This window comes from Pseudaestuariivita rosea (assembly GCF_017592335.1).
GTDB classification, from domain to species: domain Bacteria; phylum Pseudomonadota; class Alphaproteobacteria; order Rhodobacterales; family Rhodobacteraceae; genus Parasulfitobacter; species Parasulfitobacter rosea.
The window spans coordinates 26,148-51,602 of the sequence record NZ_JACNMP010000009.1; the positions used below are offsets into that span (position 1 = coordinate 26,148).

At 54.5% G+C, this 25,455-nt stretch carries 25 protein-coding genes; 4 read left to right on the plus strand and 21 right to left on the minus strand.

The window, feature by feature from the left end; genetic code table 11:
* Window positions 1-3: 3 nt before the first annotated feature.
* The 12 genes from H7848_RS08135 to H7848_RS08190 form a co-directional block, all read right to left on the minus strand.
* A complete protein-coding gene (locus H7848_RS08135) occupies window positions 4-987 on the minus strand; it encodes a glycosyl transferase family protein (RefSeq protein ID WP_208349915.1) in 984 nt (327 codons plus the stop codon).
* Window positions 984-3,590 (minus strand): nitrate reductase, encoded by a 2,607-nt coding sequence (locus H7848_RS08140; RefSeq protein ID WP_208349918.1) that lies wholly within the window; start codon window positions 3,588-3,590, stop codon window positions 984-986. Before H7848_RS08140 ends, H7848_RS08135 begins: the two co-directional genes overlap by 4 nt.
* A complete protein-coding gene (nirD, locus tag H7848_RS08145; RefSeq protein ID WP_208349920.1) occupies window positions 3,587-3,919 on the minus strand; it encodes a nitrite reductase small subunit NirD in 333 nt (110 codons plus the stop codon). Before nirD ends, H7848_RS08140 begins: the two co-directional genes overlap by 4 nt.
* Window positions 3,916-6,351 (minus strand): nitrite reductase large subunit NirB, encoded by a 2,436-nt coding sequence (gene nirB / locus H7848_RS08150; RefSeq protein ID WP_208349923.1) that lies wholly within the window; start codon window positions 6,349-6,351, stop codon window positions 3,916-3,918. Before nirB ends, nirD begins: the two co-directional genes overlap by 4 nt.
* Window positions 6,348-6,770 carry a globin family protein gene (locus tag H7848_RS08155; RefSeq protein ID WP_208349925.1) on the minus strand — a complete coding sequence of 141 codons (423 nt, stop codon included), beginning with the start codon at window positions 6,768-6,770 and terminating at the stop codon, window positions 6,348-6,350. Before H7848_RS08155 ends, nirB begins: the two co-directional genes overlap by 4 nt.
* Before the next feature lie 6 nt (window positions 6,771-6,776).
* Window positions 6,777-8,459: an ABC transporter ATP-binding protein gene (locus H7848_RS08160; RefSeq protein WP_208349926.1), complete on the minus strand. Its 1,683-nt coding sequence runs from the start codon at window positions 8,457-8,459 to the stop codon at window positions 6,777-6,779.
* 6 nt (window positions 8,460-8,465) lie between these two features.
* The gene (locus H7848_RS08165; protein WP_208349927.1) at window positions 8,466-9,551 is read right to left on the minus strand and encodes an ABC transporter permease; all 1,086 of its coding nucleotides are present in this window, start codon (window positions 9,549-9,551) and stop codon (window positions 8,466-8,468) included.
* Window positions 9,552-9,637: 86 nt separating this feature from the next.
* The gene (locus H7848_RS08170) at window positions 9,638-11,008 is read right to left on the minus strand and encodes a CmpA/NrtA family ABC transporter substrate-binding protein (protein ID WP_208349928.1); all 1,371 of its coding nucleotides are present in this window, start codon (window positions 11,006-11,008) and stop codon (window positions 9,638-9,640) included.
* A gap of 240 nt (window positions 11,009-11,248) precedes the next feature.
* Window positions 11,249-12,427, minus strand: a complete 1,179-nt coding sequence (locus tag H7848_RS08175; protein ID WP_208349929.1) for a CmpA/NrtA family ABC transporter substrate-binding protein — start codon at window positions 12,425-12,427, stop codon at window positions 11,249-11,251.
* Window positions 12,424-13,008, minus strand: a complete 585-nt coding sequence (locus H7848_RS08180; protein WP_208349930.1) for an ANTAR domain-containing response regulator — start codon at window positions 13,006-13,008, stop codon at window positions 12,424-12,426. The genes H7848_RS08175 and H7848_RS08180 overlap by 4 nt, the downstream gene beginning before the upstream one ends.
* Window positions 13,009-13,174: 166 nt before the next feature.
* Window positions 13,175-13,381 (minus strand): cold-shock protein, encoded by a 207-nt coding sequence (locus H7848_RS08185; RefSeq protein WP_208349933.1) that lies wholly within the window; start codon window positions 13,379-13,381, stop codon window positions 13,175-13,177.
* A gap of 224 nt (window positions 13,382-13,605) precedes the next feature.
* Window positions 13,606-13,812 (minus strand): cold-shock protein, encoded by a 207-nt coding sequence (locus H7848_RS08190; protein WP_208349936.1) that lies wholly within the window; start codon window positions 13,810-13,812, stop codon window positions 13,606-13,608.
* A gap of 207 nt (window positions 13,813-14,019) precedes the next feature.
* Here H7848_RS08190 and H7848_RS08195 point away from each other — a divergent pair, with 207 nt between their 5' ends.
* The gene (locus H7848_RS08195) at window positions 14,020-14,343 is read left to right on the plus strand and encodes an arsenate reductase family protein (RefSeq protein WP_208349939.1); all 324 of its coding nucleotides are present in this window, start codon (window positions 14,020-14,022) and stop codon (window positions 14,341-14,343) included.
* Here the strand turns inward: H7848_RS08195 and H7848_RS08200 are convergent.
* The 5 genes from H7848_RS08200 to thrS form a co-directional block, all read right to left on the minus strand.
* Window positions 14,340-14,912 carry a DoxX family protein gene (locus H7848_RS08200; protein ID WP_208349941.1) on the minus strand — a complete coding sequence of 191 codons (573 nt, stop codon included), beginning with the start codon at window positions 14,910-14,912 and terminating at the stop codon, window positions 14,340-14,342. The genes H7848_RS08195 and H7848_RS08200 overlap by 4 nt on opposite strands.
* Entirely contained in the window at window positions 14,909-15,658 is a 750-nt protein-coding gene (locus H7848_RS08205; protein WP_208349945.1) for an HvfC/BufC N-terminal domain-containing protein, read from the minus strand. The genes H7848_RS08200 and H7848_RS08205 overlap by 4 nt, the downstream gene beginning before the upstream one ends.
* Window positions 15,658-16,515 (minus strand): MNIO family bufferin maturase, encoded by an 858-nt coding sequence (bufB, locus tag H7848_RS08210; RefSeq protein WP_208349947.1) that lies wholly within the window; start codon window positions 16,513-16,515, stop codon window positions 15,658-15,660. The genes H7848_RS08205 and bufB overlap by 1 nt, the downstream gene beginning before the upstream one ends.
* A 65-nt stretch (window positions 16,516-16,580) precedes the next feature.
* The gene (locus H7848_RS08215) at window positions 16,581-16,886 is read right to left on the minus strand and encodes a BufA1 family periplasmic bufferin-type metallophore (protein WP_208349949.1); all 306 of its coding nucleotides are present in this window, start codon (window positions 16,884-16,886) and stop codon (window positions 16,581-16,583) included.
* Window positions 16,887-17,202: 316 nt separating this feature from the next.
* Complete coding sequence (gene thrS / locus H7848_RS08220; RefSeq protein WP_208349951.1) at window positions 17,203-19,152, minus strand: threonine--tRNA ligase; 1,950 nt, start codon at window positions 19,150-19,152, stop codon at window positions 17,203-17,205.
* 304 nt (window positions 19,153-19,456) lie between these two features.
* Here thrS and H7848_RS08225 point away from each other — a divergent pair, with 304 nt between their 5' ends.
* Entirely contained in the window at window positions 19,457-19,903 is a 447-nt protein-coding gene (locus tag H7848_RS08225; protein WP_208349952.1) for a hypothetical protein, read from the plus strand.
* 45 nt (window positions 19,904-19,948) lie between these two features.
* Here H7848_RS08225 and H7848_RS08230 read toward each other — a convergent pair whose 3' ends face one another.
* Genes H7848_RS08230 through ilvD form a run of 4 tightly spaced genes read right to left on the minus strand, consistent with a single transcriptional unit; the run spans window position 19,949 to window position 23,536 of the window.
* Window positions 19,949-20,278: a hypothetical protein gene (locus tag H7848_RS08230; RefSeq protein WP_237072655.1), complete on the minus strand. Its 330-nt coding sequence runs from the start codon at window positions 20,276-20,278 to the stop codon at window positions 19,949-19,951.
* Between the two features lie 46 nt (window positions 20,279-20,324).
* Window positions 20,325-21,089 (minus strand): DUF6478 family protein, encoded by a 765-nt coding sequence (locus tag H7848_RS08235; protein WP_208349956.1) that lies wholly within the window; start codon window positions 21,087-21,089, stop codon window positions 20,325-20,327.
* A 34-nt stretch (window positions 21,090-21,123) separates the two neighbouring features.
* Window positions 21,124-21,789, minus strand: a complete 666-nt coding sequence (locus H7848_RS08240; protein ID WP_208349958.1) for a hypothetical protein — start codon at window positions 21,787-21,789, stop codon at window positions 21,124-21,126.
* A gap of 13 nt (window positions 21,790-21,802) precedes the next feature.
* The gene (gene ilvD / locus H7848_RS08245) at window positions 21,803-23,536 is read right to left on the minus strand and encodes a dihydroxy-acid dehydratase (protein WP_208349960.1); all 1,734 of its coding nucleotides are present in this window, start codon (window positions 23,534-23,536) and stop codon (window positions 21,803-21,805) included.
* A gap of 88 nt (window positions 23,537-23,624) precedes the next feature.
* Here ilvD and H7848_RS08250 point away from each other — a divergent pair, with 88 nt between their 5' ends.
* Both H7848_RS08250 and H7848_RS08255 read left to right on the plus strand, forming a co-directional pair.
* Window positions 23,625-24,521, plus strand: a complete 897-nt coding sequence (locus H7848_RS08250; protein ID WP_208349963.1) for a CPBP family intramembrane glutamic endopeptidase — start codon at window positions 23,625-23,627, stop codon at window positions 24,519-24,521.
* 5 nt (window positions 24,522-24,526) lie between these two features.
* Entirely contained in the window at window positions 24,527-25,420 is an 894-nt protein-coding gene (locus H7848_RS08255; RefSeq protein WP_208349966.1) for a CPBP family intramembrane glutamic endopeptidase, read from the plus strand.
* Window positions 25,421-25,455 lie beyond the last annotated feature (35 nt).

Here is a 25,455-nt window from a genome sequence, read left to right on the forward strand (position 1 = left end):
CCTTCAGGCGGCATCTGCATGGTGGCGTCTTTGCCAAAATGTTCGGGCCATACTGTCAGCTTCGGCAATCGTTTTGGCGGCACCCAGGGTGTAAAACGCCAGTCCGGCCGTGCCGCAGACAATCGCCTCGGCAAATGTATTTGTGTCTGTGCCGTTCCAGACATCAGTCGGGGCTGGCAGCGGTGCGTCCGGTTCGTGCAGACGGCGTGCAGTATTCATCAGCGCCGGGGCAACGTCGTTCAAAGGCTGACCCCGCATCAGACCATGGACCGCAATGTCTTTACCCGGATGACGTTCGAATTCACCGCCGCCGCCCTTGATAACAGTGATCTTGTCGCGGCCCAGCAATCGACCCGCATCAGACTGCAGATCACGGTAAGATGGATGAAACACGCCTTGCACCGATGCCGTCGCACCCGACGGATTCAGCATGCGCAACACTGTGTTGATACAAGACCGCAGCCCAAGAACATCGCGTAGCAGCAAGAGATCGAACGCAGGCTGCGATATGTCTGGCAAGGTTACATAAACCAACCCGTCCTTCACCAACGCCTGATTGGCATCCGCAGCAGTCGTCGCCGTTACAATCCCAAGGGCGCGCACTGTATCACTGACCGATGCAAGGGCGTTTTGGTGACTATTCCAACCATGAACCAGAACGCTGTATCCAGCCTGAGCGATTAGTTTGGCGGACAGCAAAAAATATGGGGCGCCCCGCGATCGGCCCGCAGCATAGCTTGGCCAGTCCAGCGCCGGACGCAGCATTGTCCAGGGTACCAGATCAGACGAGAGCGCGTCGACAAAGCCCGCAATTTCATCCGCAGTTTCACCGCGATAGCGCATCAGCATCAGCAGTGCGCCCAAGGCCTCTGGCGCGGCCTTGCCATCCAAGATGATCTGCATAGCATGGCGCGCTTCGTCCCGGGTCAAGGACCGGGTCCGGCCTGGCCCGCGACCCATAATACGAACATACGGCGCCAAACTCATTCCGCGGCTACCTTTGGCTGTGAACTGGCGATCAAAGCGGCCAGCTCTGGCCTGCAAGACCCACAGTTCGTGCCCGCGCATGTATTTGCGCCCAAAGCCTCAACGGTCATGACGCCCCCCGCAATCTGGGTGCGCAGGGTGTTGATGCCCACATTGAAACAAGAACAGACAATGGCGCCCGGGTCTGCAAACTCACCAACGGGTCGACCCGCCAGCGCAACTTGAGCCGGTGTTTTCGTACCAATCAGCCCTGTGACATAACGACGGGAAACACTGACAGGCGTCCGCGCCGCAAACATCAGCGCAACAATCTGGTCATCCTGATGCAAAGCGACACGAGCCGTCCCGCGATTGACGTCACTCAAAACACTCGCCTGACCGCTGTAAATACCAGTCAGCGACCTTGCCTCGGCGACCCAGTCCCGTGGCACCTTCACGCCTGCCACCTCCGCCTGCCAGCCGGTTTCCGTTCGCCCAACGGCCGCATAAGGTCGCGCAGGCTGCACATGATCCGCGCTGACCACAAACCCATACCATCCCGCTTCAAAACGTTCGATCCGAACATTGCTTCCCTTAAGTGCCGGCTGACCCGAGACTGGATCGGTCTGCGCCATGACCATCGGGTTTGACCGCCCCGCAGGCGCAAAGCTGTTAGTCCAATGCATCGGAACAAAAACCTGACCGCGTTGAACCCGGTCCGATATCAAAACGCGGCAAATCGCCCGTCCTGCAGCGGATACCAGACGCGCCAGATCAGCATGACGCAGGCCGATCGCAAAGGCGTCCTGCGGGTGGATTTCGACATATGGCTCGGCCATGTGCTGGCTTAGACGTGCGCTGCGACCCGTACGGGTCATCGTATGCCATTGGTCACGGATCCGACCGGAATTCAGACGGAACGGGTATTCATCAGAGTGATTATGCCGTGGTGGTGTGATGGGCAACATTCGCGCGCGACCGTTTGCGGTATGAAAATTCCCTTTACTAAAAAAGCGTCCACCGGAAATCTGCCCTTCTGGCACGGGCCACTGAACCGGCATCAGTTCATGATAGGTCGCATCGCTGATCTGCATCAGTCCACTTATGTCGAAATCGCTGCCTAACTTTGCGGCAACCGAAGACAGCGTTGCGTACTCCCGAAAAACATAAGCTTCTGAGGAATAATCAAAGGCCTCGGCCCATCCCATGCGTGCGGCAACATCACAGATTATGCGCCAGTCTGGCCGCGCTTGACCCGGCGTTTTCGTAAATTGTCTCTGACGCGATATACGTCGCTCTGAATTAGTGACGGTACCGGATTTCTCGCCCCACCCCGCAGCGGGCAACAGAATATCTGCATGTTCGGTCGTATCTGTTTTTTCAAGAATATCGCTGACCACAACAAAAGGGACAGTCTTGATTGCTTTGGTCACAGCATCAGCGTCCGGCATACTGACGGCGGGGTTGGTTGACATGATCCATAGCGCCTTGATCTGACCTGACGCGCATGCCTGAAACAGGTCAACGGCCTTCAGGCCCGGCGTTTTACAGATGGTGGGGCTGTTCCAGGCTTTTTGCACAGCCTGACGGTGGGACTTGTTTTCGATATCCAGATGGCAGGCCAGCATATTCGCCAGGCCGCCGACTTCCCGCCCACCCATCGCGTTGGGCTGGCCTGTAACAGAAAACGGCCCACATCCGGGCAAACCAATCCGCCCGGTGGCCAGATGACAGTTTATAATCGCGTTGACCTTGTCGGTGCCGCAACAGGATTGATTGACGCCCTGGGAATAGACGGTCACAACATTGGGTGTGTCGATCCACAGACGATAAAAGTCGTCCAGTTCGTCGGGGCTTAACCCGCTTTCAAGCGGATCAGATACTTTCGCAGCCTGCAGAGCATCCTCAAAACCATCAACATGATCCAGGATATAGCGGCGATCCAACCGATCCTCAGCGGCAAGTTGCGCAAGCAATCCGTTGAACAAAGCGGCATCGCCATCGGGGCGTATCTGCAAATGCAGATCAGCCAGATCGGATGTTGCCGTGACACGCGGGTCGATATTGATGACCTTCATCTGTGGTCGCGCAGTCTTGGCCGCAGCAATGCGCTGATACAGCACCGGGTGACACCAGGCCAGATTTGAACCCACCAGAACGACCAGATCAGCCAGTTCCAGGTCCTCATAACAGCCGGGCACAGTATCGCTGCCAAAAGCCCGCTTGTGCCCCGCCACGGACGAGGCCATGCAAAGCCGCGAATTTGTATCGATATTGGCCGAGCCGATGTAACCCTTCATCAGCTTGTTGGCGACATAGTAGTCTTCGGTCAGCAATTGGCCGGACACATAAAAGGCGACACTGTCTGGCCCATAGTCCTGAATGGCCTGGGTGAACTTGTCTGCAACCAGATCTAGTGCGGTGTTCCAGCTTGCCTTTTGCCCGCCGATCTGCGGCGTGAGAAGACGACCCTCGGGTCCGAGGGTCTCGCCGAGCGCCGACCCCTTTGAACATAGCCTTCCAAGATTTGCGGGGTGGTCCGGATCGCCTTTTATAGAACCATCAGGACCAGCCAGAACGCCACATCCTACCCCGCAATAGGGGCATGTGGTGCACACAGTCATGCTGCAGTCCGGGCTTTCAGCCGATGTGCATCCAGCAGGATGCGACCGCCCTCGACCTTGGCGGGATAAGTGCTGACCTGACCTTCGTCCGCATCCTGAGCCAAGCCCGTTTCCAGCGAAATCACCCAATTGTGCAGAGGGCAGGTCACGGCCTTGCCGTGCACGATACCTTCGGCCAGCGGACCCGCCTTATGCGGACAGGCATTTTCAAGGGCAAAAACCTCATCCGCGCCGGTGCGGAACACGGCCACACACCCGTGGACCGTTTTAACAACACGTGCACCGCGTGCAGGGATGTCGTCCAGGGCACCGATATCAATCCAGCTCATTCTGCAGCCTCCAACGTCAGATTGGCCAGCGGCGCATAGATTTCGGCCTTGTCGCGCGCATGTTCAGCCCAGGGATCCTTGCGATAGATCGACTGTGATAGCTCAAACCGCTCGACCAGTGCACGGCGGCTGTCCAGGTCGTCGACGACAGTTGCCCTGATCCAGTCCAACCCGACCTTGGCCATCCATTTGTAAATCCGGTCCAGATATTTGCCGCCCTCGCGATAAGCCTGGGTGACGGCCATGACGACCTCGATCGCTTCCTCTTCGGTGTCGACCTGGCACAACAGTTCGGTTTCTTTCACATCCATGCCGGCGGCCCCGCCGATACCGATCTGATACCCGCTGTCCACACAGACAACGCCGATGTCCTTACAAGTCGCCTCGGCGCAGTTGCGGGGGCAGCCGCTGACGGCCAGTTTCAGCTTGTGCGGCGTCCACGACCCCCACAGCACCTTTTCCAGCTTGATGCCCAGGCCGGTCGAATCCTGCGTACCAAAGCGGCAATGATCCGTGCCCACACAGGTTTTCACCGTACGCAGCCCTTTTGAGTACGCATGCCCCGAAACCAGCCCAGCCTTGTTCAGATCGGCCCAGATATAGGGCAGGTCCTCGCCTTTGACGCCAAGCAGATCGATCCGCTGACCACCGGTGACCTTGACGGTCGGAACGTTGTATTTCTCAGCAGCGTCCGCAATAGCGCGCAATTCATCGGGGTTTGTAATACCACCCCACATTCGGGGCACGACGCTGAACGTCCCATCCTTTTGAATATTTGCATGCTTGCGTTCGTTTACGAAACGGCTTTGCGGATCGTCCTGATAGTCCAGCGGCCAGTCAGCCAACAGATAGAAGTTCAACGCAGGACGGCAGACGTGGCAGCCGCAGGATGTTTTCCAGCCCAGTTCCTGCCAGACCGCTGGCATGGATTTCAGTTCCTGAGATTTGATCAGACGACGCACGTCTTCGTGCGTCATATCGGTACAGCCGCACATGGGCTGGGCCGCAGGAATGACAAAGTCGTCACCCAGAGTCACGGCCAGTACCTGTTCCACCAGACCTGTGCAGGTGCCACAGGACCCGCTGGCCTTGGTCACCGCGCGCACAGCGCTCAGATCGGTCGCACCGTTTTCAATGGCCTCGACAATTTCGCCTTTGCAAATGCCGTTGCAGCCGCAGATTTCTGCGTCAGGCGGTAAGGCTGCAACGGCCGCCATAGGGTCCTGGGGAGATCCCCCTTGAAACGACGGCCCGAATATCAGGGTGTCGCGCATTTCGCTGATATCTTCACCATCGCGGATCAGACCAAAGAACCAGTTGCTGTCGGCTGTATCGCCATACATGACAGCACCGACAATCTGGTCGTCTTGCAACACCAGACGTTTGTAAACGCCACGGGCCGGGTCGCGGAACACGATATCTTCGCGCCCATCCGCGTCTGCAAAATCCCCTGCACTGAACAAGTCGCACCCTGTGACCTTCAACTTTGTCGAAAGCTCTTTGACCACAAAGGCGGCAGGTGACCCGACAAGCGTCTGCGCCAGCACCTTGGCCTGATCATATAACGGCGCAACAAGACCAAAGAGATGCCCATCGAATTCAACGCATTCGCCCACGGCAAAGATATCAGGATCGCTGGTTTGCATCTGGGCATTCACTTCAATCCCCCGCGCAACCTCCAGCCCGGCGTTATTGGCCAGCCGTGTTTCGGGTCGGATACCCACCGCCATGACGACCAGATCGGCCTCAACCCCGATGTTGTCTTCCAGCAGAACGCCCTCAACCCGGTCCTTGCCCAGAATGGCAGCGGTCGAGGCGCGGCACATCACCTTGATGCCGCGCTTTTCCAGATCACGGCGCAACAAGAAGCCCGCGCTTTCATCCAACTGGCGTTCCATAACATGGCCCATCAGATGCAAGACGGTGACATGCATGCCCCGCTCTTTCAGTCCTGCCGCAGCTTCAAGCCCAAGCAGGCCGCCACCAATGACCACGGCCTTGCCACCTTTTTCGGCAGCTGTGATCATCGCGTTGGTGTCATCCAGATCACGATAGGTGATCACGCCGGGCAAATCCTTACCCTCGACCGGAATGATGAAGGGCGCCGACCCTGTCGCAATCACCAGCTTGTCATAGGGGGTTTCACCGGCAGCGGTTACAACCACCTTTCTGGCACGATCAATGCCGGTGACGGCTTCGCCAAAACGGCAGGTCACGTTGTGCGTCGCATACCATTCAGCATCATGAGTGACGATTTCATCATATGTTTTTTCACCGGACAGAACCGGCGAAAGCATGATCCTGTTGTAATTTCCGCGCGGCTCAGCCCCGAAAAGGGTCACATCATAGGCATCAGGTGACAGCTTGAACAGTTCCTCAAGCATCCGCCCAGAAGCCATGCCCGCCCCTATGACAACAAGTTTTTCTTTCATGATGATACCTCGGTGGGATAGGCTGCGGCGATCATAACGCCCGAAAGCGTCTGATATGCTGCCAGCCAGCTGTCTTTGACATCATTGGTGAATTCGGCACCAAGACCCTTTTCCAGGGTCTCAAGCAGCGCTTGGCCAACAGACTGATAATGCCCGGCCTCGACCCCATAAGCGATGTGGCGGACTGCCAGATCCCGGGCCACCGGTACGATCTTTTCAACATCATTCAGACCGTTCACGACCGCACCCAGCATTGCCATCAGTTTGGCGCCCTGTTGTGTCATGTCGCCTTTGAAAAGCGGCCGTACTTCGGGTGCGATTTCAAACAGTCGCTGATAGAACAGCGCAGCGGCCTCGTCGCGGATGGGTACGACTTTGCCAAAGCTATCCTGCACAAGTTTGATTTGTTCGGGTGTCATTGGTTCCTACTCCGCCGCGATTGCTTTGGGTTTTGGCTTGGGCGTGGGTTTGGCCCCGTGTTCGTATTCTTCAAGGAAATCAAGAACCTCTTGCCGGTAGGCATAGTAGTCAGGGTGTTCCAGCAATGCTTTCCGGGTCCGCGGACGCGGCAGATCGACATTCGTGATCTTTCCGATGGTCGCGCGCGGACCGTTCGTCATCATGACAACACGATCCGCCAGCAGAATGGCCTCGTCGACATCATGGGTCACGCAGATGGTGGTGACCTTGGTTCGCGACCAGACCTCCATCAGCACTTCCTGCAGTTCCCATCGGGTCAGACTGTCCAGCATCCCAAAGGGTTCATCCAGCAGAAGCAGTTTCGGCGAAAGGGCAAAGGCCCGCGCGATGCCGACACGCTGCTTCATGCCATTCGACAGGCTAGCGGCATCTTTATCCATGCTGTCGACCAGACCGACCCGTTCCAGATAGTATTCGACAACATCCTGCCGCTCCGCCTGCGAGGCGCGCGGATAAACCTTATCAACACCAATCGCCACGTTTTCCTTGGCCGTCAGCCACGGGAAAAGGTTAGGCGACTGGAAGACCACAGCGCGTTCCGGATCGGCGCCTTCCACATGGCGACCATCCAGTTTGATCGCGCCTTTGCTGATCTCATTCAGACCGGCGGCCATGGTCAGCACGGTGGATTTCCCGCAGCCCGAGTGACCGATTAGGCTGATAAACTCACCTTTGTTGATCTTGAGGTCAAAGTCCTCAACCACCGTAAGCGGTCCCTTCGGGGTCGGATAAACCTTGTGAAGTTGGCTGAAATCCAGAAAACGATGTTCGATCAGGCCATCCTGCGCCTGCGCCACGGCTGTCGGAACGCCATGAATGGGTGTGACATCGGGCAGTTGTTTGGTGCCCTCGACCTTGGCTTCGATGCCGACATCCATCAGGTAATTCGTGACCTCGGCCCGCAAACGCTTGAACCCGTCGTGGTGATTCATTTCCGTGCGGTCACGGGGGCGCGGGATATTGACTGTGAACGCCTCGCCCAGTGTTCCGTCAGGGTTCAAAGGAATGATCCGATCCGCCAGCAAAATCGCTTCGTCCACATCATTGGTGATCAGGACACAAGTTTTTTTGTCGGCCTCCCAGATCGCCTCGATTTCATCGGCCAGATTGGCGCGTGTCAGGGCATCCAGTGCGGACAGCGGTTCATCCAACAACAGGACTTCGGGGTTCATCGCCAGGGCACGGGCCACCGCAACGCGTTGGCGCATACCACCGGACAGTTCGGCCGGGCGCCGGTCAACTGCATGGCCCAGCCCGACCATCTTGATATAGTGCAGCGCTTTTTCGGCCCGTTCAGCTTTGCTGAGTTTCGGGAAAACGGTGTCCACGGCCAGGCTGACATTCCCTTTCACCGTCAGCCAAGGCATCAGCGAATAAGACTGAAAAACCAACCCGCGTTCAGGACCAGGGCCGGTGATGCCCTGCCCCTTGAATGTGACTGCACCATGATCTGGGGTCTCAAGCCCTGCGATCAGATTGATCAGCGTTGTTTTGCCCGTGCCTGAAAACCCAAGGATGGCAACAAACTCGCTTTCCGCGACCTCCAGGTTGATGTCTTTCAAAACTTCGGTGCGGGATAACCCCTGACCATAGCCTTTATTTACATTGGTGAATTTCAGAATGCTCATCTGGGATCACCGTGTCGCGCTGTAGGTGAACATGGACTGGATCGCGTACATCAGCCGGTCCAACAGAAAACCGATGATGCCGATTGTGAACACGGCCACCATGATCCGCGCCAGCGATTGGCTGGAACCGTTTTGGAATTCGTCCCAAACAAACTTGCCAAGACCAGGATTCTGGGCCAGCATTTCAGCCGCAATTAGAACCATCCACCCCACACCAAGCGACAAGCGCAGACCGGTGAAGATCAGCGGCAACGCCGAGGGTAGGACCAGTTTGGTAATCTTGGTCCAGGTGTTCATTTTCAGCACTTTTGAGACGTTGACCAGATCCTTGTCGATGCTGGCGACCCCAAGGGCCGTGTTGATCAGTGTGGCCCACAGCGAACACAGCGTCACCGTGATAGCCGAGTTCAGAAAAGACTTCGAAAACCAGCCGTCATTGGTCACATAAAGGGCCGACACGACCATCGTCACGATCGGCAACCAGGCCAGTGGCGAGACGGGTTTGAAAATCTGGATCAGCGGGTTAAGTGCCGCGTTTGCAGTGGGGCTAAGGCCCGCCAGAATTCCCAAGGGAATGGCGATGATCGATGCGATCAGGAAACCGAAGAAAACCGTTTTGATCGATGTCCAGATCTGATCGTAATAGGTGGGTTTCCCGGTGTAGTCCCGCCATCTGACACGGTCTTCGTTTCCTTCCGCAATCAAGGATGCATTGCGGGCTTCTTGACGTTCATAGAATGCTGCGGCCTTTTCCCGTTCGCGCAGATGATCAGCATGAAGGTTGCCGACCTGTTCCCACACCTGAGCCGGGCCTGGTATGGCCCCCAGCGAGGTTTGAACTTGAGGCGCCAGGGTGGCCCAAAGCCCGATAAAGCAGATGATTGCCAAAACTGGCACACCAAGCAGCCGCCAGATTTCTTTGACCTGTGCCTTTGGATTATCACCGGCTGCGGCTTTCAGTACGGGCGTTACCCAGCTTAGACCAAGAACCTGAAACCAGGCGTCAGCTTTATTGATGCGGGTAAACAATCTGGCCCGTCGTGCCTCGCGCGTCTGATCGGCGCTCAGTTGATCTGGATCGATTGCGGTCATGGATTTATCCTTTGGATCCTTGGTCCCTGTTCAGTCACCCGACCAACTTCTTGATTGGCCACGTGTCCTGAACAGTGTCGCCTGGGTTAACCTTGAACTTCGTTGCCGATGACTTTTTGTTCGCCCTTCAGCCCAATGGGCAGGCTGTCGATATAGGCGTTGGGCTGACGACCGTCATAGGGAATACCGTCGATGATATCGGCTGCCGGTGTTGGCGCCTTGTAACCATCTGTATCCCAAGGAAAATCAACCTCATTCGCCAGTCCTTCGTCAACCAGCATACGGGCAGCTTCCAGGTAAATCTCGGGCTTATAGACCTCGCGGGCGACCTCATCATACCAGTTGTCTGGCTTTGCCTCAGAAATCTGGCCCCAGCGGCGCATCTGGGTCAGGTACCAGACCGCATCGGAATAATAAGGATAAGTTGCGTTATAGCGGAAAAACACATTGAAATCAGGGATGTCGCGTTTATCGCCTTTTTCAAACTCGAAAAATCCGGTCATCGAATTGGCAATCACCTCGGCATCAGCACCCACATATTCGGACCGGGCCAGAATCTCGACCGCCTCTTCGCGGTTGGCATTGTCATTTTCATCCAGCCAGATCGCCGCCCGGATCAGCGCCTTGGTCAGGGCCAATGTTGTGTTTGGGTTTTCTTCCGCAAATTCGGCCGATATGCCGAAAACCTTTTCAGGGTTATTTTTCCAGATCTGATAATCCGTGATGACCGGCACACCGATGCCCTTGAACACAGCTTGCTGGTTCCACGGTTCGCCCACGCAATAGCCGTGGATTGTTCCGGCCTCCAGCGTGGCAGGCATCTGAGGCGGAGGTGTCACAGACAGAAACACATCCGCGCCGATCTGGCCCGAGACATTCTCGGGTGAATAATAACCGGGTTCCAGCCCACCCGCCGCCAGCCAGTAGCGCAACTCATAATTGTGGGTCGAAACCGGGAAAACCATACCCATATTGAATGGGCGCCCTTCGTCTTTGAATTGTTCGACCACAGGCTTCAGGGCCGAAGCACTGATGGGGTGAACCGGACGACCATCATCCATGCTTGGGATATTAGGGCGCATCATTTCCCAGACTTCGTTGGATACCGTGATGCCATTGCCATTCAGATCCATCGAAAAGGGTGTGATGATATGCGCCTCGGTGCCGTATCCGATTGTTGCGGCCAAAGGCTGACCTGCCAGCATATGTGCACCGTCTAATTCACCATCAATCACACGGTCCAGCAGAACCTTCCAGTTGGCTTGCGGTTCAAGTGTGACGAACAAACCTTCGTCTTCGAAATATCCCTTCTCATAGGCTATCGCCAAAGGCGCCATGTCGGTCAGCTTGATGAAGCCCAACGTCAGTTCATCTTTTTCAACATCCAGAAACTCGGCAGATGCTGCAGTTACAAAGATCGCTGTCGCTGCAAAGGTCAGGGTTAAGGTCTTTTTCATATGTTTGTCCTTCTTCGCCATCTTGTCAGGTGAAAAAAATAAAGCCGCACGATCTGGCCACGGAGAGTACCGTGATCAGGTCGAGCGGCTTTGCTCAGGAATACTCAATTTCGATGAGTCTACAGAACGCCTTTGCCCTGTGTTATGTCATGCATAAGACAATTATTGATGCTGTCTAAGCCTAAGATCCGGAAACTGCATCTTTGATCCTTGGAATTGCTGCAGATGCACAATAATTAGTCAGCCAGCCGCATTTGGATCAAAAATCTGGCCGTCAAAAAACGCATCTGGCCCCAGAATCAGCTCACCCCGCTCAGATGCAACGGCCTCGGGATGCACCAATGCGCCCTCGAGTTTTTCTGAAGCTCCGGGCATATCGACAGAAATCTCGGACAGATAATCGCGGTATAAGTCCGCCCGAAAACAGCTTTTTGCAATCTGTATCGCCTGGGATCGGTCCAGTTTCATCCGGCCCGCCAGGTTACTGGCAATCCAGGCGGCCTGACTGCGCCAGGGGAAATTCGCAGCGCCGCCGTGGAACCGCAGGAAATGCGGAACCTGCTGAGCAAAAGCGCGCCTGCGCATGATCAAACGGCCGGCCAAGGCGCGATCAATGATGTCATCTGCGACATCAAGATGTTCGCTGCGGGCCAGTACCTCGGCCGCCATCATTCGATTGTCATGATCCCCCAGCCATTTCGCCGCACGCGCAACGGCACGCATTAACCGGCGCGTCAGATCTGGGTTTGTAGTGATCCAATCACGGCGGGCTGCCAGCACCTTTTCCGGTGCAAAAGCCCAGATCGCGGCACCCGGCAAAATCAATTCAGCGACACCTTGTTCGACCGCAATCGATCCCCAGGGTTCACCCACACAAAAGACATCGATTTCACCCTGGGCAATGGCATCTGCCATCTGAGGGGGCGGCACGATGCGTATGTCAAGCTGGTTGCCCACATCGATGCCAAGATGACCCAGCCAGTAATACAAAAGTTCAGAATGCATCGAAAAGGGAAACGGCACACCGATCCGCAAATCTGGTCCCGCGGAAGCAATCAGATGTTTGCCGGTTTCAGACGGGGTCAGAAAATCGCCTGACCAACCGTTTTCGCGCATCTGATCCGCCAGCGTGTTTGAAACCCCGATGACGTTACCATTGGCGGATAATACCATCAGAGCATCGACCTGCGCTGGTAGCCCTCCAAGCCCTAGCGACATTGCAATGGGCAAAGGCGAAAGAATATGAGCCGCGTCCAGATGACCCAAAGCCAACAGATCGCGCAATGCCGACCACGATGGCTGCTTTAACAGCTGAAGGTCCAAGCCCTCTTCCTGTGCAAAATTCAACTCGCGTGCGATGATCAGCGGGGCACTGTCAACCAGCGGAACATAACCGCAATTGATCCGATGGGCCCTCATTTCAGCAAATCCGATGCTGTGACAAGCGCTTCGGCAATATCGATCAGTTTGCGTCCCTGATCCATCGCCGTCTTGCGCAGCAGGCCATAGGCTTCATCCTCGCTCAGACCCCTTGCCTGCATCAAAAGGCCCTTGGCACGGTCGATCGTCTTACGTTCAGACAATGCGGCCTTGGCAGCATCCAGTTCAGCCCGCATTTGGCTGACCATCTGAAAACGCGCAATCGCTGTTTCAAGAACGGGCTTGATCCGATCTTTTTTCAAACCATCAACAACATAAGCGCTTAGACCTGCCGCAATCGCGGCCCGGGTCAGTTCATCGTCAGAATGATCGACAAACATCGCGACAGGCCGCTGTTTGGCCCCTGATGCAATGCTTAATGTTTCCAGGGCGTCCCGGCTGGGATTGGCCAGATCGATCAGAACCAGATCAGGGTCCAAATCAGCCAGATTGCGGGCCAAAGCATTGGTTTCACCAATCACCTGAATGTCAGGCCAGCCACTGTCGCGAAGACCATCTGTTATTTCTTTTGCGCGCGCTGCATCCGGTTCAACAACGACAATTCTAAGCGGATTTGCCATATCTGACCCATACTGTCATGCCGACTTCGAACAAGAGCGGGGCATCGCGATACATCATCGTTGCAGAATAGGTGCCCAAAATACAAGCAAAGTCACGAAATATGATAAAAAACAAAACAGATAAAAAAGCAGCCAAAAACAGGCTGCTTCCAAGTACATAATGCGCTTATATGACTTTTATTTCGCCTGCAGATTTGCGGCCATCGCGGCCTTCTTGCAGTTCGTATTCAACCTTTTGGTTATCAGCCAGCCCAGTCAAACCCGCACGTTCGACGGCCGAGATATGTACAAACACATCCTGTCCGCCACCCTCGGGTGCGATAAAGCCGAAGCCTTTTGTCGTATTGAACCATTTCACGGTGCCAGTGGCCATTTCCGTTTTCCTTCTTTTGGACCGCCCGCAGCATGCGGCGGCTTGGTGTTGCAGGCTGTAGAGGTAACCGGCTGCTGAAAAGAAGGCGGGAACGTATAGTCTGTTATCACACGACAGTAGATGTAGTATTTCGGCAATTATAGCAAGAGTTGTTAACAAAATAAGCCTTAAAACGAAAAACGGCCCGCTTGAACGGGCCGTACAAAACCACAACTAGCGCCTGCTTATAACGCTTTCAGCTCACCGGCGGATTGTCGCCCATCGCGACCTTCTACCATTTCAAACTCGATCTTCATGTTGTCCGCCAGTCCAGTCATGCCAGCGCGCTCAACAGCCGAAATATGCACAAATACATCCTTGCCCCCATCATCAGGTGCAATAAACCCATAACCCTTTGTCGTGTTGAACCATTTTACGGTTCCAGTCGCCATTCATCTTCTCCCTCAGGTGGTCCGCCCACGGTATTGCGGCGGGGTGGTGCAGCCTAGTCTTCCATCGTTGCGGCTGCCTCGAAGAGGCTGGCATCAGGAATTCCATTGTCACACGTTAAAAATTAACCAACGACCTTGAAATGCAAGCGACTCTGCCTGGACGCGCGCAAAACCGGCAGTATAGTGCCGATAAAAACGGGGGATCAAATGAAGCTATATGGGTTGAAATCCTGCGACACCTGCAAAAAGGCTTTGAAAGCGCTAACCGCCGCTGATCGGCCCGTTTCGTTCGTCGATGTCAGATCAGATGGCGTGCCTAAAGATCAGTTGAAACGGTTCCACGACACCTTTGGCGACGCCATTGTGAATAAGAAATCGAAAACCTGGCGCGAACTGGATGATGCCGCACAACAGCTTGATGTCGTTGACCTTTTGGTGACACATCCTTTGGTCATGAAGCGGCCCGTTATCGACAACGGATCGCTTTATCTGGGCTGGGCGCCAGATGTTCAGAAAGAATTGACAAGTTAAGCCAGCCGAAGGTCTGCTTTATTCACCCCACCGCCCGTGATTTTGCTGAACAGCCAATCCAGCGACAGTGGACCGGCCCCACGGATCACAAGAACAAGCAAGGTAAATACCCAAAAGGCCCGTTGATCCAGGATAATATCGGCTGATTGTCGATCAAACCAAAGTCCTGCAGCAACGCCATGTCCCGTAATATCGACCACGCTTTGCACAATCACAAATCCGATCATGCCCAGTGCCGCAAGGCGCGTCAGCAAACCGACCAAGATCAGCGCGGGCAAGATAAACTCGGCCCAGGTGCCGGCTATGACGACCAGCTTGTGAAACAGGCTAAGCTGACTGGCATCGTAACTGACCGCCTCCATCGCTTTTGGGAAAATCTGGGTGTAGGCCCCAAACGAAGGCTGAAACAGGCCTGCAAAACCGTCGCCCAGCTTCGTCATCGCTGAATTCCAGTAATAGACCAGCAGGACGGACGCGAACAGAAAACGGGCCAGTGTGGGCGTCACCCAATCCCCCGCGCGTTCAATCGGGCTAAAGACAGCAGTGTAGAGTGCGGCAAGGCGGTTCATTTTGGGATCTCACTTATGGCGGTGATGGCGCCACCGGCAATCAAGGCACCAAGCGTTGAGGTTAGATCGAAGTCAGGTACGATTTTGGTGGCCTGTTCATAGGCCTCGCCGAAGGACATGTCTTTCGAAGCCTCTAAAAACAGGGTGGCACCGGGTGGCAGCAACGTCAGATAAGGATCGTATTCAGGACGGGTTATCAAAACATCCTCGGCCCGCATTTCGGGCTTGGGTGCATCAGCTGCCATATTGAACTGCCAGATCGCATATATCGGCCAGGGCGAAGATATCACCCTAACGGCAGGTGCCAGATGCAGGTAAGACCCCATCAGTTGGTCAGGCGGCATATCCTGCAAAACGCTGGGCTGAATTGGTTGGGCATCGGCGGCGTGATAGGATTGGCGCATCGCCTGTTCCAATCGTGCGATATCCGGCAGATACGGTATCTTCTGCGCAGGCTCAAAAGTTTTCAGAAAATCAGGCATCTGATCGCCGTAGAACATCATAAGCGGCGATGTCGGTGGGTATTGCCGCAGATAGACACCAACCATGGCGCGAAAAAACTCTGGTCCGACCAGTTTGACGATGACTGGAAACGCGGCCTCTAACGCGTCGGTCAAACTGACAGCGACGTTGTTGCGATAAACCGCAAAACGCTTTGGCGTTGGCAAGCCTTGCGGGTCGATCACGCCATTCGGAATAGCGGCCGCAGGGTCCAAAAGCGCGTGAGTGAAGTCTGACTGACCCATCACGCAAGCACTTTGGATAGGGCGCGTTCAGCGCGGGCGGCTTCGGACGCAAGGGGCTGCCAATCAGGTACATCTGTGTCCCATTCAATCAGCGTTGGGACAGGACCTGTGCGCGTCAGAGTGTGATCATAGAGCGCCCAAACCGGGTCCACGACTTCACGACCGTGACTGTCAATCAAAAGCGGTGCGCCGTGGTCATCGTGGTCTTCGTCATGACCGCCCAGATGAATTTCGCCGACATATTCGACCGGAAAATCATTGATATAGCTGATCGGATCGGTCTGCTGGTTCGTCGCAGAGACAAAGACGTTGTTCACATCCAAAAGCAAACCGCACCCTGTGCGCTGCACAATCTGCGCCAGATAGTCGACCTCGGACATCGTGGTTTCTTCGAAAGCCAAATAGGTCGATGGGTTTTCCAGCAACATCCTGCGACCCAGGGCATCCTGAACTTGATTGATGTGATCGACGACGCGGTTCAGCGTAGCGTCGTTATAGGGCACGGGCAGCAGATCATTCAGGAAGTGCGTATCGTGGGTCGACCACGCTAAATGTTCGGAAAAGCTGGCAGGGTTTAACCAATCGATCAAATGCTTCAAGCGCGCCAGATGATCCTGATCCAGCGGTGTTTCACCGCCAATCGATAAGCCGACACCATGAACCGAAATCGGAAACCGTTGGGCAAGATGCTTTAGCTGCGCAATCGGGCGACCACCGTCCCCCATGTAGTTTTCGGCATGTATCTCAAGCCAACCAACCGGGCCTGCGTCCGCCATGATATCCGCAAAATGCTGCGCCTTATAGCCAACACCGGGCTGCGTGGGCAGTCGATCAAAGGAATGGCTGATATCAAGCATCGTGACCTCGGCAAGTTTGATCTGTGTCCCCCAACCTGTGCGGGGGACACGTGGTATGATACCATTTATGCTGGTAGGTCGCGATCCAGCGCTTCCAGCGATCCTTCGCGGGCGGTACCGTCGGCCATCGCAGGCAGTTCGATGTCAGAGCACGTGCCAGCTTCAACCAGTGTCCAAGCGTTGCCTTGGTAATCAACAGTCGATGTACCGGCGCAAGATGTACCTGGGCCAGCGGCACAGTCATTTTCGCCAGCCAGCGATACGCCAAAGCATTTTTCCTGAGCCTGAGCGTTTACGGCTGTTGTCGAGTGTGCAGTCAAAGCAGCGGCAACAGCACCGGCGACGGCAAGGGTTTTAACGTGTTTGGACATGTTGTTCCTCTCGGGTTTTACTGTCATTCCCGCTTGTTGCGGTGATTGAAGACTAATCAATCGGTGTGACAGTTTGCCACTCACGTCGCCGTGTGTCGCAGGTGCGTCAGTCTGTGTGAGGTTTTCGTGAGGATTATTTCAGCGCTTAGCGCAATATTCTTTATTTAGTGGCCTTGGTCTTTTGGGCAAGGATGCAGACCTGCGACAGAATGGCCGAATTGTTACAAATCCTGGCCAGGCGCAATGGTCACTTACCGAAATGTTTCACCGCCACAGACAATTATATGTCTGTGGCACACGATTTTTCATACTTGGATTAAACGGCCATATCAGGTGGTATGGTTTCAGCAGCCAGCGACGTGACAACTTCATCCAAGGCAACTGTCTTGGTCTGTTTTTCACCAAGACGGCGCAGCGATACAGTGTGATCATCGACCTCTCGCATACCGCACGCCAGAATGACGGGAACTTTCCCCACCGAATGTTCGCGAACCTTGTAGTTGATCTTTTCATTGCGCACATCCGCTTCCGCACGCACGCCTGCGGCCTTCAGCTTGGCCACGACCTGATGCACATAGTCATCTGCATCGGACACAATCGACGCGACGACAACCTGCCGTGGCGCCAGCCAGAAAGGCAGCTTGCCTGCGTGTTCTTCGATCAGAATGCCAATAAAACGTTCAAAAGACCCGACCACCGCACGGTGCAGCATAACGGGCCGGTGTTTTTCACCGTCTTTACCGATGTAATTGGCGTTCAGACGTTCGGGCAGAACAAAATCGACCTGAAATGTGCCGCATTGCCAGTCCCGTCCGATTGCATCGGTCAAAACAAATTCCAGCTTCGGACCATAGAAAGCCCCTTCGCCCGGATTGACTTCGTAATCATTTGTGACGCGTCTGACGGCGGTTTCAAGTGCGGCTTCCGCCTTGTCCCAGACCTCATCCGATCCTGACCGAACTTCGGGACGATCGGAAAATTTGATGCGATAGTTATCAAATCCAAGATCACTGTAGATCTCTGACAGCATCTTTATGAAATTCTCGCACTCATCCTCGATCTGACTTTCTTCACAAAAGATGTGGGCATCATCCTGTTTGAACCCCCGCACGCGCATAATGCCATGTAAGGCGCCCGACGGTTCATACCGATGGCAGGCGCCAAATTCGGCCAGACGCAACGGCAGGTCGCGATAGCTTTTCAGACCCTGATTGAAAACCTGCACGTGACACGGGCAGTTCATCGGTTTCAGAGCATTGATCGCCTTTTCACGGGCGTGTTCTTCGTCAACTTCGACGATGAACATGTTTTCCTGATATTTGTCCCAATGGCCCGAGGCTTCCCATAGTTTGCGATCAACGACCTCGGGTGTGTTGATTTCCTGATAACCATGGCGCCGCTGCTGACGACGGATGTAATCCTGCAGCTCGGTATAAATCGTCCAGCCATTTGGGTGCCAAAAGACCTGACCGGGCGCTTCTTCCTGCATATGGAACAGGTTCATTTCCCGACCTAAACGACGGTGATCGCGCTTTTCGGCCTCTTCCAGAAAGTTCAGATACTTCTTCAGATCATCGCGGCTTTGGAAGGCCACACCATAGATGCGTTGCAGCATCGGGCGGTTGCTGTCGCCGCGCCAATAGGCCCCCGCGACAGACATCAGCTTAAAGGCATCGGCGGGTACCTGGCCGGTGTGCTGCAGGTGCGGCCCGCGGCACAGGTCCTGCCAATGGCCATGCCAGTACATGCGGATCGGCTCATTGCCCGGAATGGCCTCAATCAGCTCAACTTTATAAGGTTCGTTATTGGCGTGATAGAATTTGATCGCGCGGTCACGCGCCCATACCTCGGTCGTGACGGTATCGCGGCGATTAATGATTTCTTTCATCTTGGCTTCGATCTGGCCAAGATCTTCGGGTGTGAATGGCTCGGCCCGGTCAAAATCGTAATACCAGCCGTTTTCGATGACGGGCCCGATGGTCACTTTCACATCCGGCCAGATTTCCTGCACCGCACGCGCCATGATGTGCGCCAGATCGTGGCGGATCAGCTCAAGCGCCTGAGGTGCGTCTTTCATGGTGTGGATCGCGATGGCTGCATCTTGCTGGATCGGCCATTGCATGTCCCAATGCGCACCATCGACAGTCGCAGAAATCGCTTTCTTGGCCAGTGATGATGAAATATCAGCAGCGACGTCCGCAGGCGTTATGCCAGCCGGGTAATCACGTTTGTTACCATCGGGAAGGGTCAGAGAAATTTGGGCCATCTTACGGCTCTCCTCGTCAGTTTGGCGCCCACGGAACGCCCGGTTGCGGGTTATGTCGAGCAACCTTCTGATATGGCGACAACATCAAGTCAAGGTTTTATTCGACAGCCCTTTATTTTGGGCCTATCCAAACCTGCAATCATATATCGAATTCATTTTTTGAAAAAAAAATATATAATAAAAACATATATTTACGATATTTTATCGAGAAAGTGCCATCTTATTTGGAACTTCGACACTCTGCGCCGTGTTGATATCGCGAACGACGCAAAGAGCGTCTTAACAACGTAAGAAGGAGATCGATATGAAACGCCTTTTGACAACAACAGCATTTGTTCTGTCAGCTTCCGCTGCCGCTTTTGCAATGACCAATGATCAGCTGAAAGACGCAGTCGAAAACGAATTGAACACCTATGACAAAGAAGTCAATGTGGATATGCTGACCGAAGACCAGATCAGTGCAATCTACATGACGATGACAACCGGTGACAGCCCGTTGGACAAACAGCGTCGCATTGAGCAAATTCTGGAAGATGCTCCAAGTGCAGCAATTCGTGACGAAAATGGAGTTTTGATCGAACTACCGGAAAATAACGTACGTGCGCAGCTGCAAAGTCGTCTAGCCATCCGCGGTTTTGACGTTGATGTGGCAGAGCTTGACCGTGACACGGTAATGCAACTTTATGCCGTTGTGACATCCAGCGAAAGTCCCGCTGAAAGCAATTCGACAATTGAGTCGTTGTTGCAGTAGTTTGAAAATCTGTTGAGCGGGGGCATAATGCCCCCATTTTCGTATTTACTTGATCAGATACTTTCGAAAGCTGCGCTTTAGCAAATCCAGTTCTGCCCTCAGCAAGCTGACCTCGGCGCGCAGATCATCGGCAAGCGGATCGCCAGATACCAGTGAAATACTGTTCAGTAGCTGATCTGTTATATCGTCTTTTATCAAGATTGTCTGAATACCATCGGTGATGGCCTGGCGTGGTATCGGAATACGAATGCGCCAGCCATCATTATGCTTATCCACATCAACGCCTTCAACCTCATCATCCAGGAATAACACTTTGATCTGCGGTGCGTGATCACTGGCAGTTTTCAAGATGCCTTCCCAGATCCCGTCCTGCATGCGTGTTTTCGTTAACGTCATCTCTGACAAGTAAAGGCCCCCTCTGCTAAAGTTCTGCACGTGGATGTCTTGTGAACACCAGATCGTATATCGTTATCTCATTCAAAGATGGATCAGTAAAAATGATATCGACCCACATCGCTTCAACCCGATGATGATTGATTTTCAGATGGGAAACATCGAATTCCGCTGACACTGTTGCCGAGGATGCGTCGTAATACTGGCTGACTTGTTCAGTGTTTGGACCATGCCTGATGTTCAGGCGAAGCAAAACAGGCAAGGTCCTTTCGTATTTACCACTCAGATCAAGCCGGATGATGTTGTCCTTATTGAATTGATCGGCCAGCACTTTGGGCAACTGAACGACCAATGACAGATAATCCCCGGTCATTTGAAAAATGTCCAAACGCAAACCAAAGGGGGCATGGCCCTGTCCATCATGGTTGCGCAACTGTCTGGTGATGATTTCCGGCGCTTTGCAGTCATGATAAAGGTGCAGATGATCGCCCAAATTCGTTCCGCTTACCACACCAACCTGATCGACACCCGGAATAGGCCCGCGCCACAGTTCCGGCCGCCATATCCAATCACTGTTCTGGGCCGCAAGGGCCGGTACAGTGGTCATCGTCGATGCCGCCAGCCGACCATCGGCAATATGCAACACCTCATTTATCTGCGCGCGCAATTCACGCGCACGGGCACGATGATAACGCAGACTGGCCAAATCCGCATCTGCCGCGTTCGCAGCGATACGGGCCCAGTGTTTGCGGGCCCAGCGGTGCAGCAGATTTTGCGTTACAGTCTTAGCCATGGTGCCACTTCAAAATACACTGCCAGATGTTCTGTTATTGTTCGACAAAAAACGGTATCATCCCTGCGCGGGTCACAGCCGTTTCCACATAGTCACTGTTTTCTGCACGAAGACGTTTAACAAAGGCTTGCAAAAGGGCAAAACCATTATCTTCCGCCAAGTTGATATCCCCATACCCTGTCGCAACAATTGTCGTCAGATGGCCATTCAACAGTGTGAAAGCACGCCAATTGCGCAAATGGTTCTGACCGAAGGGATTTGGACTTTGATCCTGCACCAAGATATAGATGGCATCGTTGCGCGATATCAGCCGTGTGACATCGATAGTTTTCGGATCATTTGTCCGGCTTAACATCCGACGCCCTTGCGTCGACTGCAGAAAAACTGCCGTTGCATCTGGCGCCAGCAGAATATCGGCACCACCCTGCTGACCGACTGTCACCAGAAAAGCCGCACGAGTCTTTGGCCAATCAGCACGGCGCGCGCCCAGATTTGCACAGGGCATTATGACTGCCGCGTTCGCCTGAACACTGGATCGATCAACACAATAACCAGACAGGCCCACAATTCGCACGGCACCATCGGCCAGCCGCGCCTCTCGCAGGGCTGTGACGCCCACGGACCGCATTATGTTTGACTGGCTGAGAAAAGCCATCTGCTGGCCGGTGTCGGAACATCCGGCCAAAACAAAAACCAGCAAGAAAACTGCTGTTCTATATATCCATGTAGACATGCCGTTCGGCTTTGCCCCCTGGGTGTGTCACCGCCCCCTTGTTCGCCCCACCAACAAGCTGGGCAAACTTCCACAGTGCCCCACTGGCATAAATGGTTTCACGCGGGCCTGTCCAGCCTTCCTTTCGGGCAGCCAGTTCATCATCGCTAAGGGCGACACTCAGGGACCCTTCAATCGCGTTGATCGTGATAACATCGCCATTCTGGATCAGGGCGATCGGACCACCATGCGCGGCCTCAGGCCCAACGTGGCCCACGCAAAACCCTCGCGTGGCACCGGAAAAGCGACCATCTGTGATCAGCGCAACTTTCTTGCCCATACCCTGGCCCGACAGTGCAGCCGTGGTCGCAAGCATTTCACGCATGCCTGGGCCACCGGCGGGACCTTCGTTGCGAATGACGATCACTTCGCCTTCCTCATAGGCGCGCTTTTGGACAGCCTCAAAGGCATCTTCTTCGCATTCAAAAACACGGGCCGGACCGGTGAAAATCTGATGTTGGCTATCTATGCCAGCGACCTTAACAATCGCACCTTCCGGTGCCAGATTGCCTTTCAATCCGACAACGCCGCCGGTTTTGCTTAGCGGGCTTTCAACCGGATAGATTACAGTGCCATCGGCTTCCTTGGTGACAATATCCAGTTCTTCGCCCATGCTGCGACCGGTCACAGTGATACAGTCTTCGTGGATCAGGCCCGCCTTGCGCAGTTCTTTCATCACAACCGGCACACCGCCCGCCTCGTACATATCCTTGGCCACATACTGACCACCGGGCTTCAAATCCACGAAATAGGGCGTGTCACGGAAAATCTCACAGACGTCGTCCAAGTCGAAATCAATCCCCGCCTCATGCGCAATTGCAGGCAGGTGCAACCCTGCGTTGGTTGAGCCGCCTGTGCAGGCCACGATCCGCGCGGCATTTTCCAGCGACTTACGCGTGACGATATCGCGCGCGCGGATATTCTTTTCCAGAAGCGCCATCACCGCCTCACCCGAGGCGACACAATACTGGTCTCGGCTCTCATAAGGCGCGGGCGCACCTGCGGAATTCGGCAACGCTAGACCAATGGCTTCAGATACACAGGCCATCGTATTTGCCGTAAACTGGCCACCACAAGCCCCCGCAGATGGACAGGCCACGCGCTCTAGCACCGCTAGTTGCTCGTCCGAGTAGTTCCCCGCCTGATGCTGGCCAACTGCCTCAAACACGTCCTGGACGGTGACATCTTTGCCATCCAGACGACCAGGCAGGATCGAGCCGCCATAGATAAAGACCGACGGCACATTCAGCCGGACCATGGCCATCATCATGCCTGGCAAGGATTTGTCACACCCCGCAAGCCCCACAATCGCGTCATAGCAATGCCCGCGCATCGTCAGTTCGACCGTATCAGCAATCGCTTCACGACTGGCCAGAGAAGACCGCATCCCTTCGTGACCCATGGCGATGCCGTCGGTCACTGTGATCGTTGTGAATTCACGCGGGGTGCCAGCGGCACTTTTCACCCCCAGCTTGACCGCTTGCGCCTGACGGTTCAGGGCGATGTTGCAGGGGGCAGCTTCGTTCCAGCAGGTCGCCACACCGACGAAGGGTTGGGCAATCTCATCCTCGCTCAGACCCATGGCATAATAATACGACCGATGCGGCGCGCGCGATGGGCCTTCGGTCACATGGCGACTTGGTAGTTTGGATTTATCGTGCTTGCCCTTCAGCATCGCTGGCCTCCCCGAATTTACAATATGTTGGGAATAAGATAGCGCTGGCCCTTGCACAAGCGGCTTTGCGTCATCAAGAGTAGAGTGCATGAATTATAGTAACCACGATTTTCTTGTCGAACCGGCGCGGACCTATCCGCAATTTTGGCGTACGGCCTTGGGCATGGTGCTTTCAGCCCTGTTTTACATCGCGCTGATTGCAGTCTTTTTCGGGGCCATGGCATTGACGATCCCCGATTCCGAAGTTCTTCCAGCGCTGGCTGACCCAACCGCGCCCGCCACCCCAGGCAGCACCATGGCGATGCTATACAGCTTTGTCTGTATGATGCTGGCAGTTGTCCTGTCAGCACTGATCATGCATCGGCGTGGTTTAGCGACTTTGCTGGGGCCCTGGGACATGCTGATCAGCGACTTTTTTCGGGTGATGGGTGTGCTGCTGGTCTTATCCTTTATCACCACTCTGCTTCCGCCTTACGGTGGTGATGATCCCGCACGTGAACCTACCCAGAATATGGCCGTAAATGTCTGGCTTTGGCTATTGCCATTCACGTTTTTGGGTATTCTGATCCAGGTCAGCGCCGAGGAAATCGTTTTTCGCGGATACCTTCAAAGCCAATTGGCCGCGCGGTTTAAAAATCCGGTGATATGGATGCTGGCCCCGGCGTTAATCTTTGGCAGCCTGCATTTCGCACCATCCATGCAAGGTGGAAATGCGATTGTTGTCGCCATCTGGGCAACGCTGTTCGGTGTCATCGCCGCCGATCTGACAGCCCGCGCAGGCAATCTTGGTCCTGCAATCGCCATGCATTTTATAAATAATTTCATTGGGATCGCAGTTTTTTCGGCCCAAGGGCCACTGTCAGGTCTTGCGCTTTATGTCTATCCCTTCGGCATGGACGATCCGGAACTGCGCGCCTTTCTTCCAATGCAATTCCTAAGCATGCTTGTCGCGTGGCTGGCGGCGTGTCTGGCCATCCGGCGGTAAGGCCAATGCCATATGCCGCTCATGAACAGCTGGTCCACCCGGCGCGCGCCACCGCTGGCCTGCATTATCTGATTGCTGGCATCATCTTTATCGAACTGGCCTTTATGCTGAGTGCCGGATCACTGGCCATGATGCTGGATCAGACGGGAACAGGCATTGATGGGAATGGCAGTGTCGGCCTGGCCCTTCTTGAGTTGTTCGTCTTTGTCTTTTTCGGCATCGCCGTTGTTGCAGTTGCAGAACTGCATCACAATCGCAGTTTTGGGTCATTGATCGGACCCCTGGCCCAAGTCGTTTACGATCTGCGTCAGACACTGATCTGGATGTTCAGCATTCTGATGATCATCGAAGCGGTATTCGTTCTATCCTATACCAGCGATATCGTTGAGATGAAAAACATCCTGGCATGGCTGATCATCCTGCCATTTGCCATGCTGGGACTGTTGATCCAGACAGGTTCGGAAGAGCTATTTTATCGTGGCTATATCCAACAACAGCTGGCGGCGCGTTTCGACAGCCCGTTGGTATGGCTGATCGTGCCCAACTGCCTTTTTGCGCTGGCCCATATGAGCGGATCCGCAAGTTTTACCGAAAATGCCCAGATCATCATATGGACCTTTTTCTTCGGTCTGGCCGCATCCGACATAACAGCGCGTGCAGGCAATCTTGGACCAGCCATTGCAATGCATCTGGCAAACAACACAGTGGCCATTTTGCTTTATGGTGAGATAAACGGTTTTGGGTCGGCGCTGGCGCTGATCTTATTTGAACCTTTCGCAAATGGCGACGGCACTGGGGCGTCGGGATCAAGCGACCCGATACTGACCTATAATCTGATCTATCAGTTGGGGTTTGTCTTTGTTCTGTGGCTAACAGCCCGCAATGCGATACGACGCTGATTGCATTTTCCCGTGACCCCGCTTAGATGGCACTA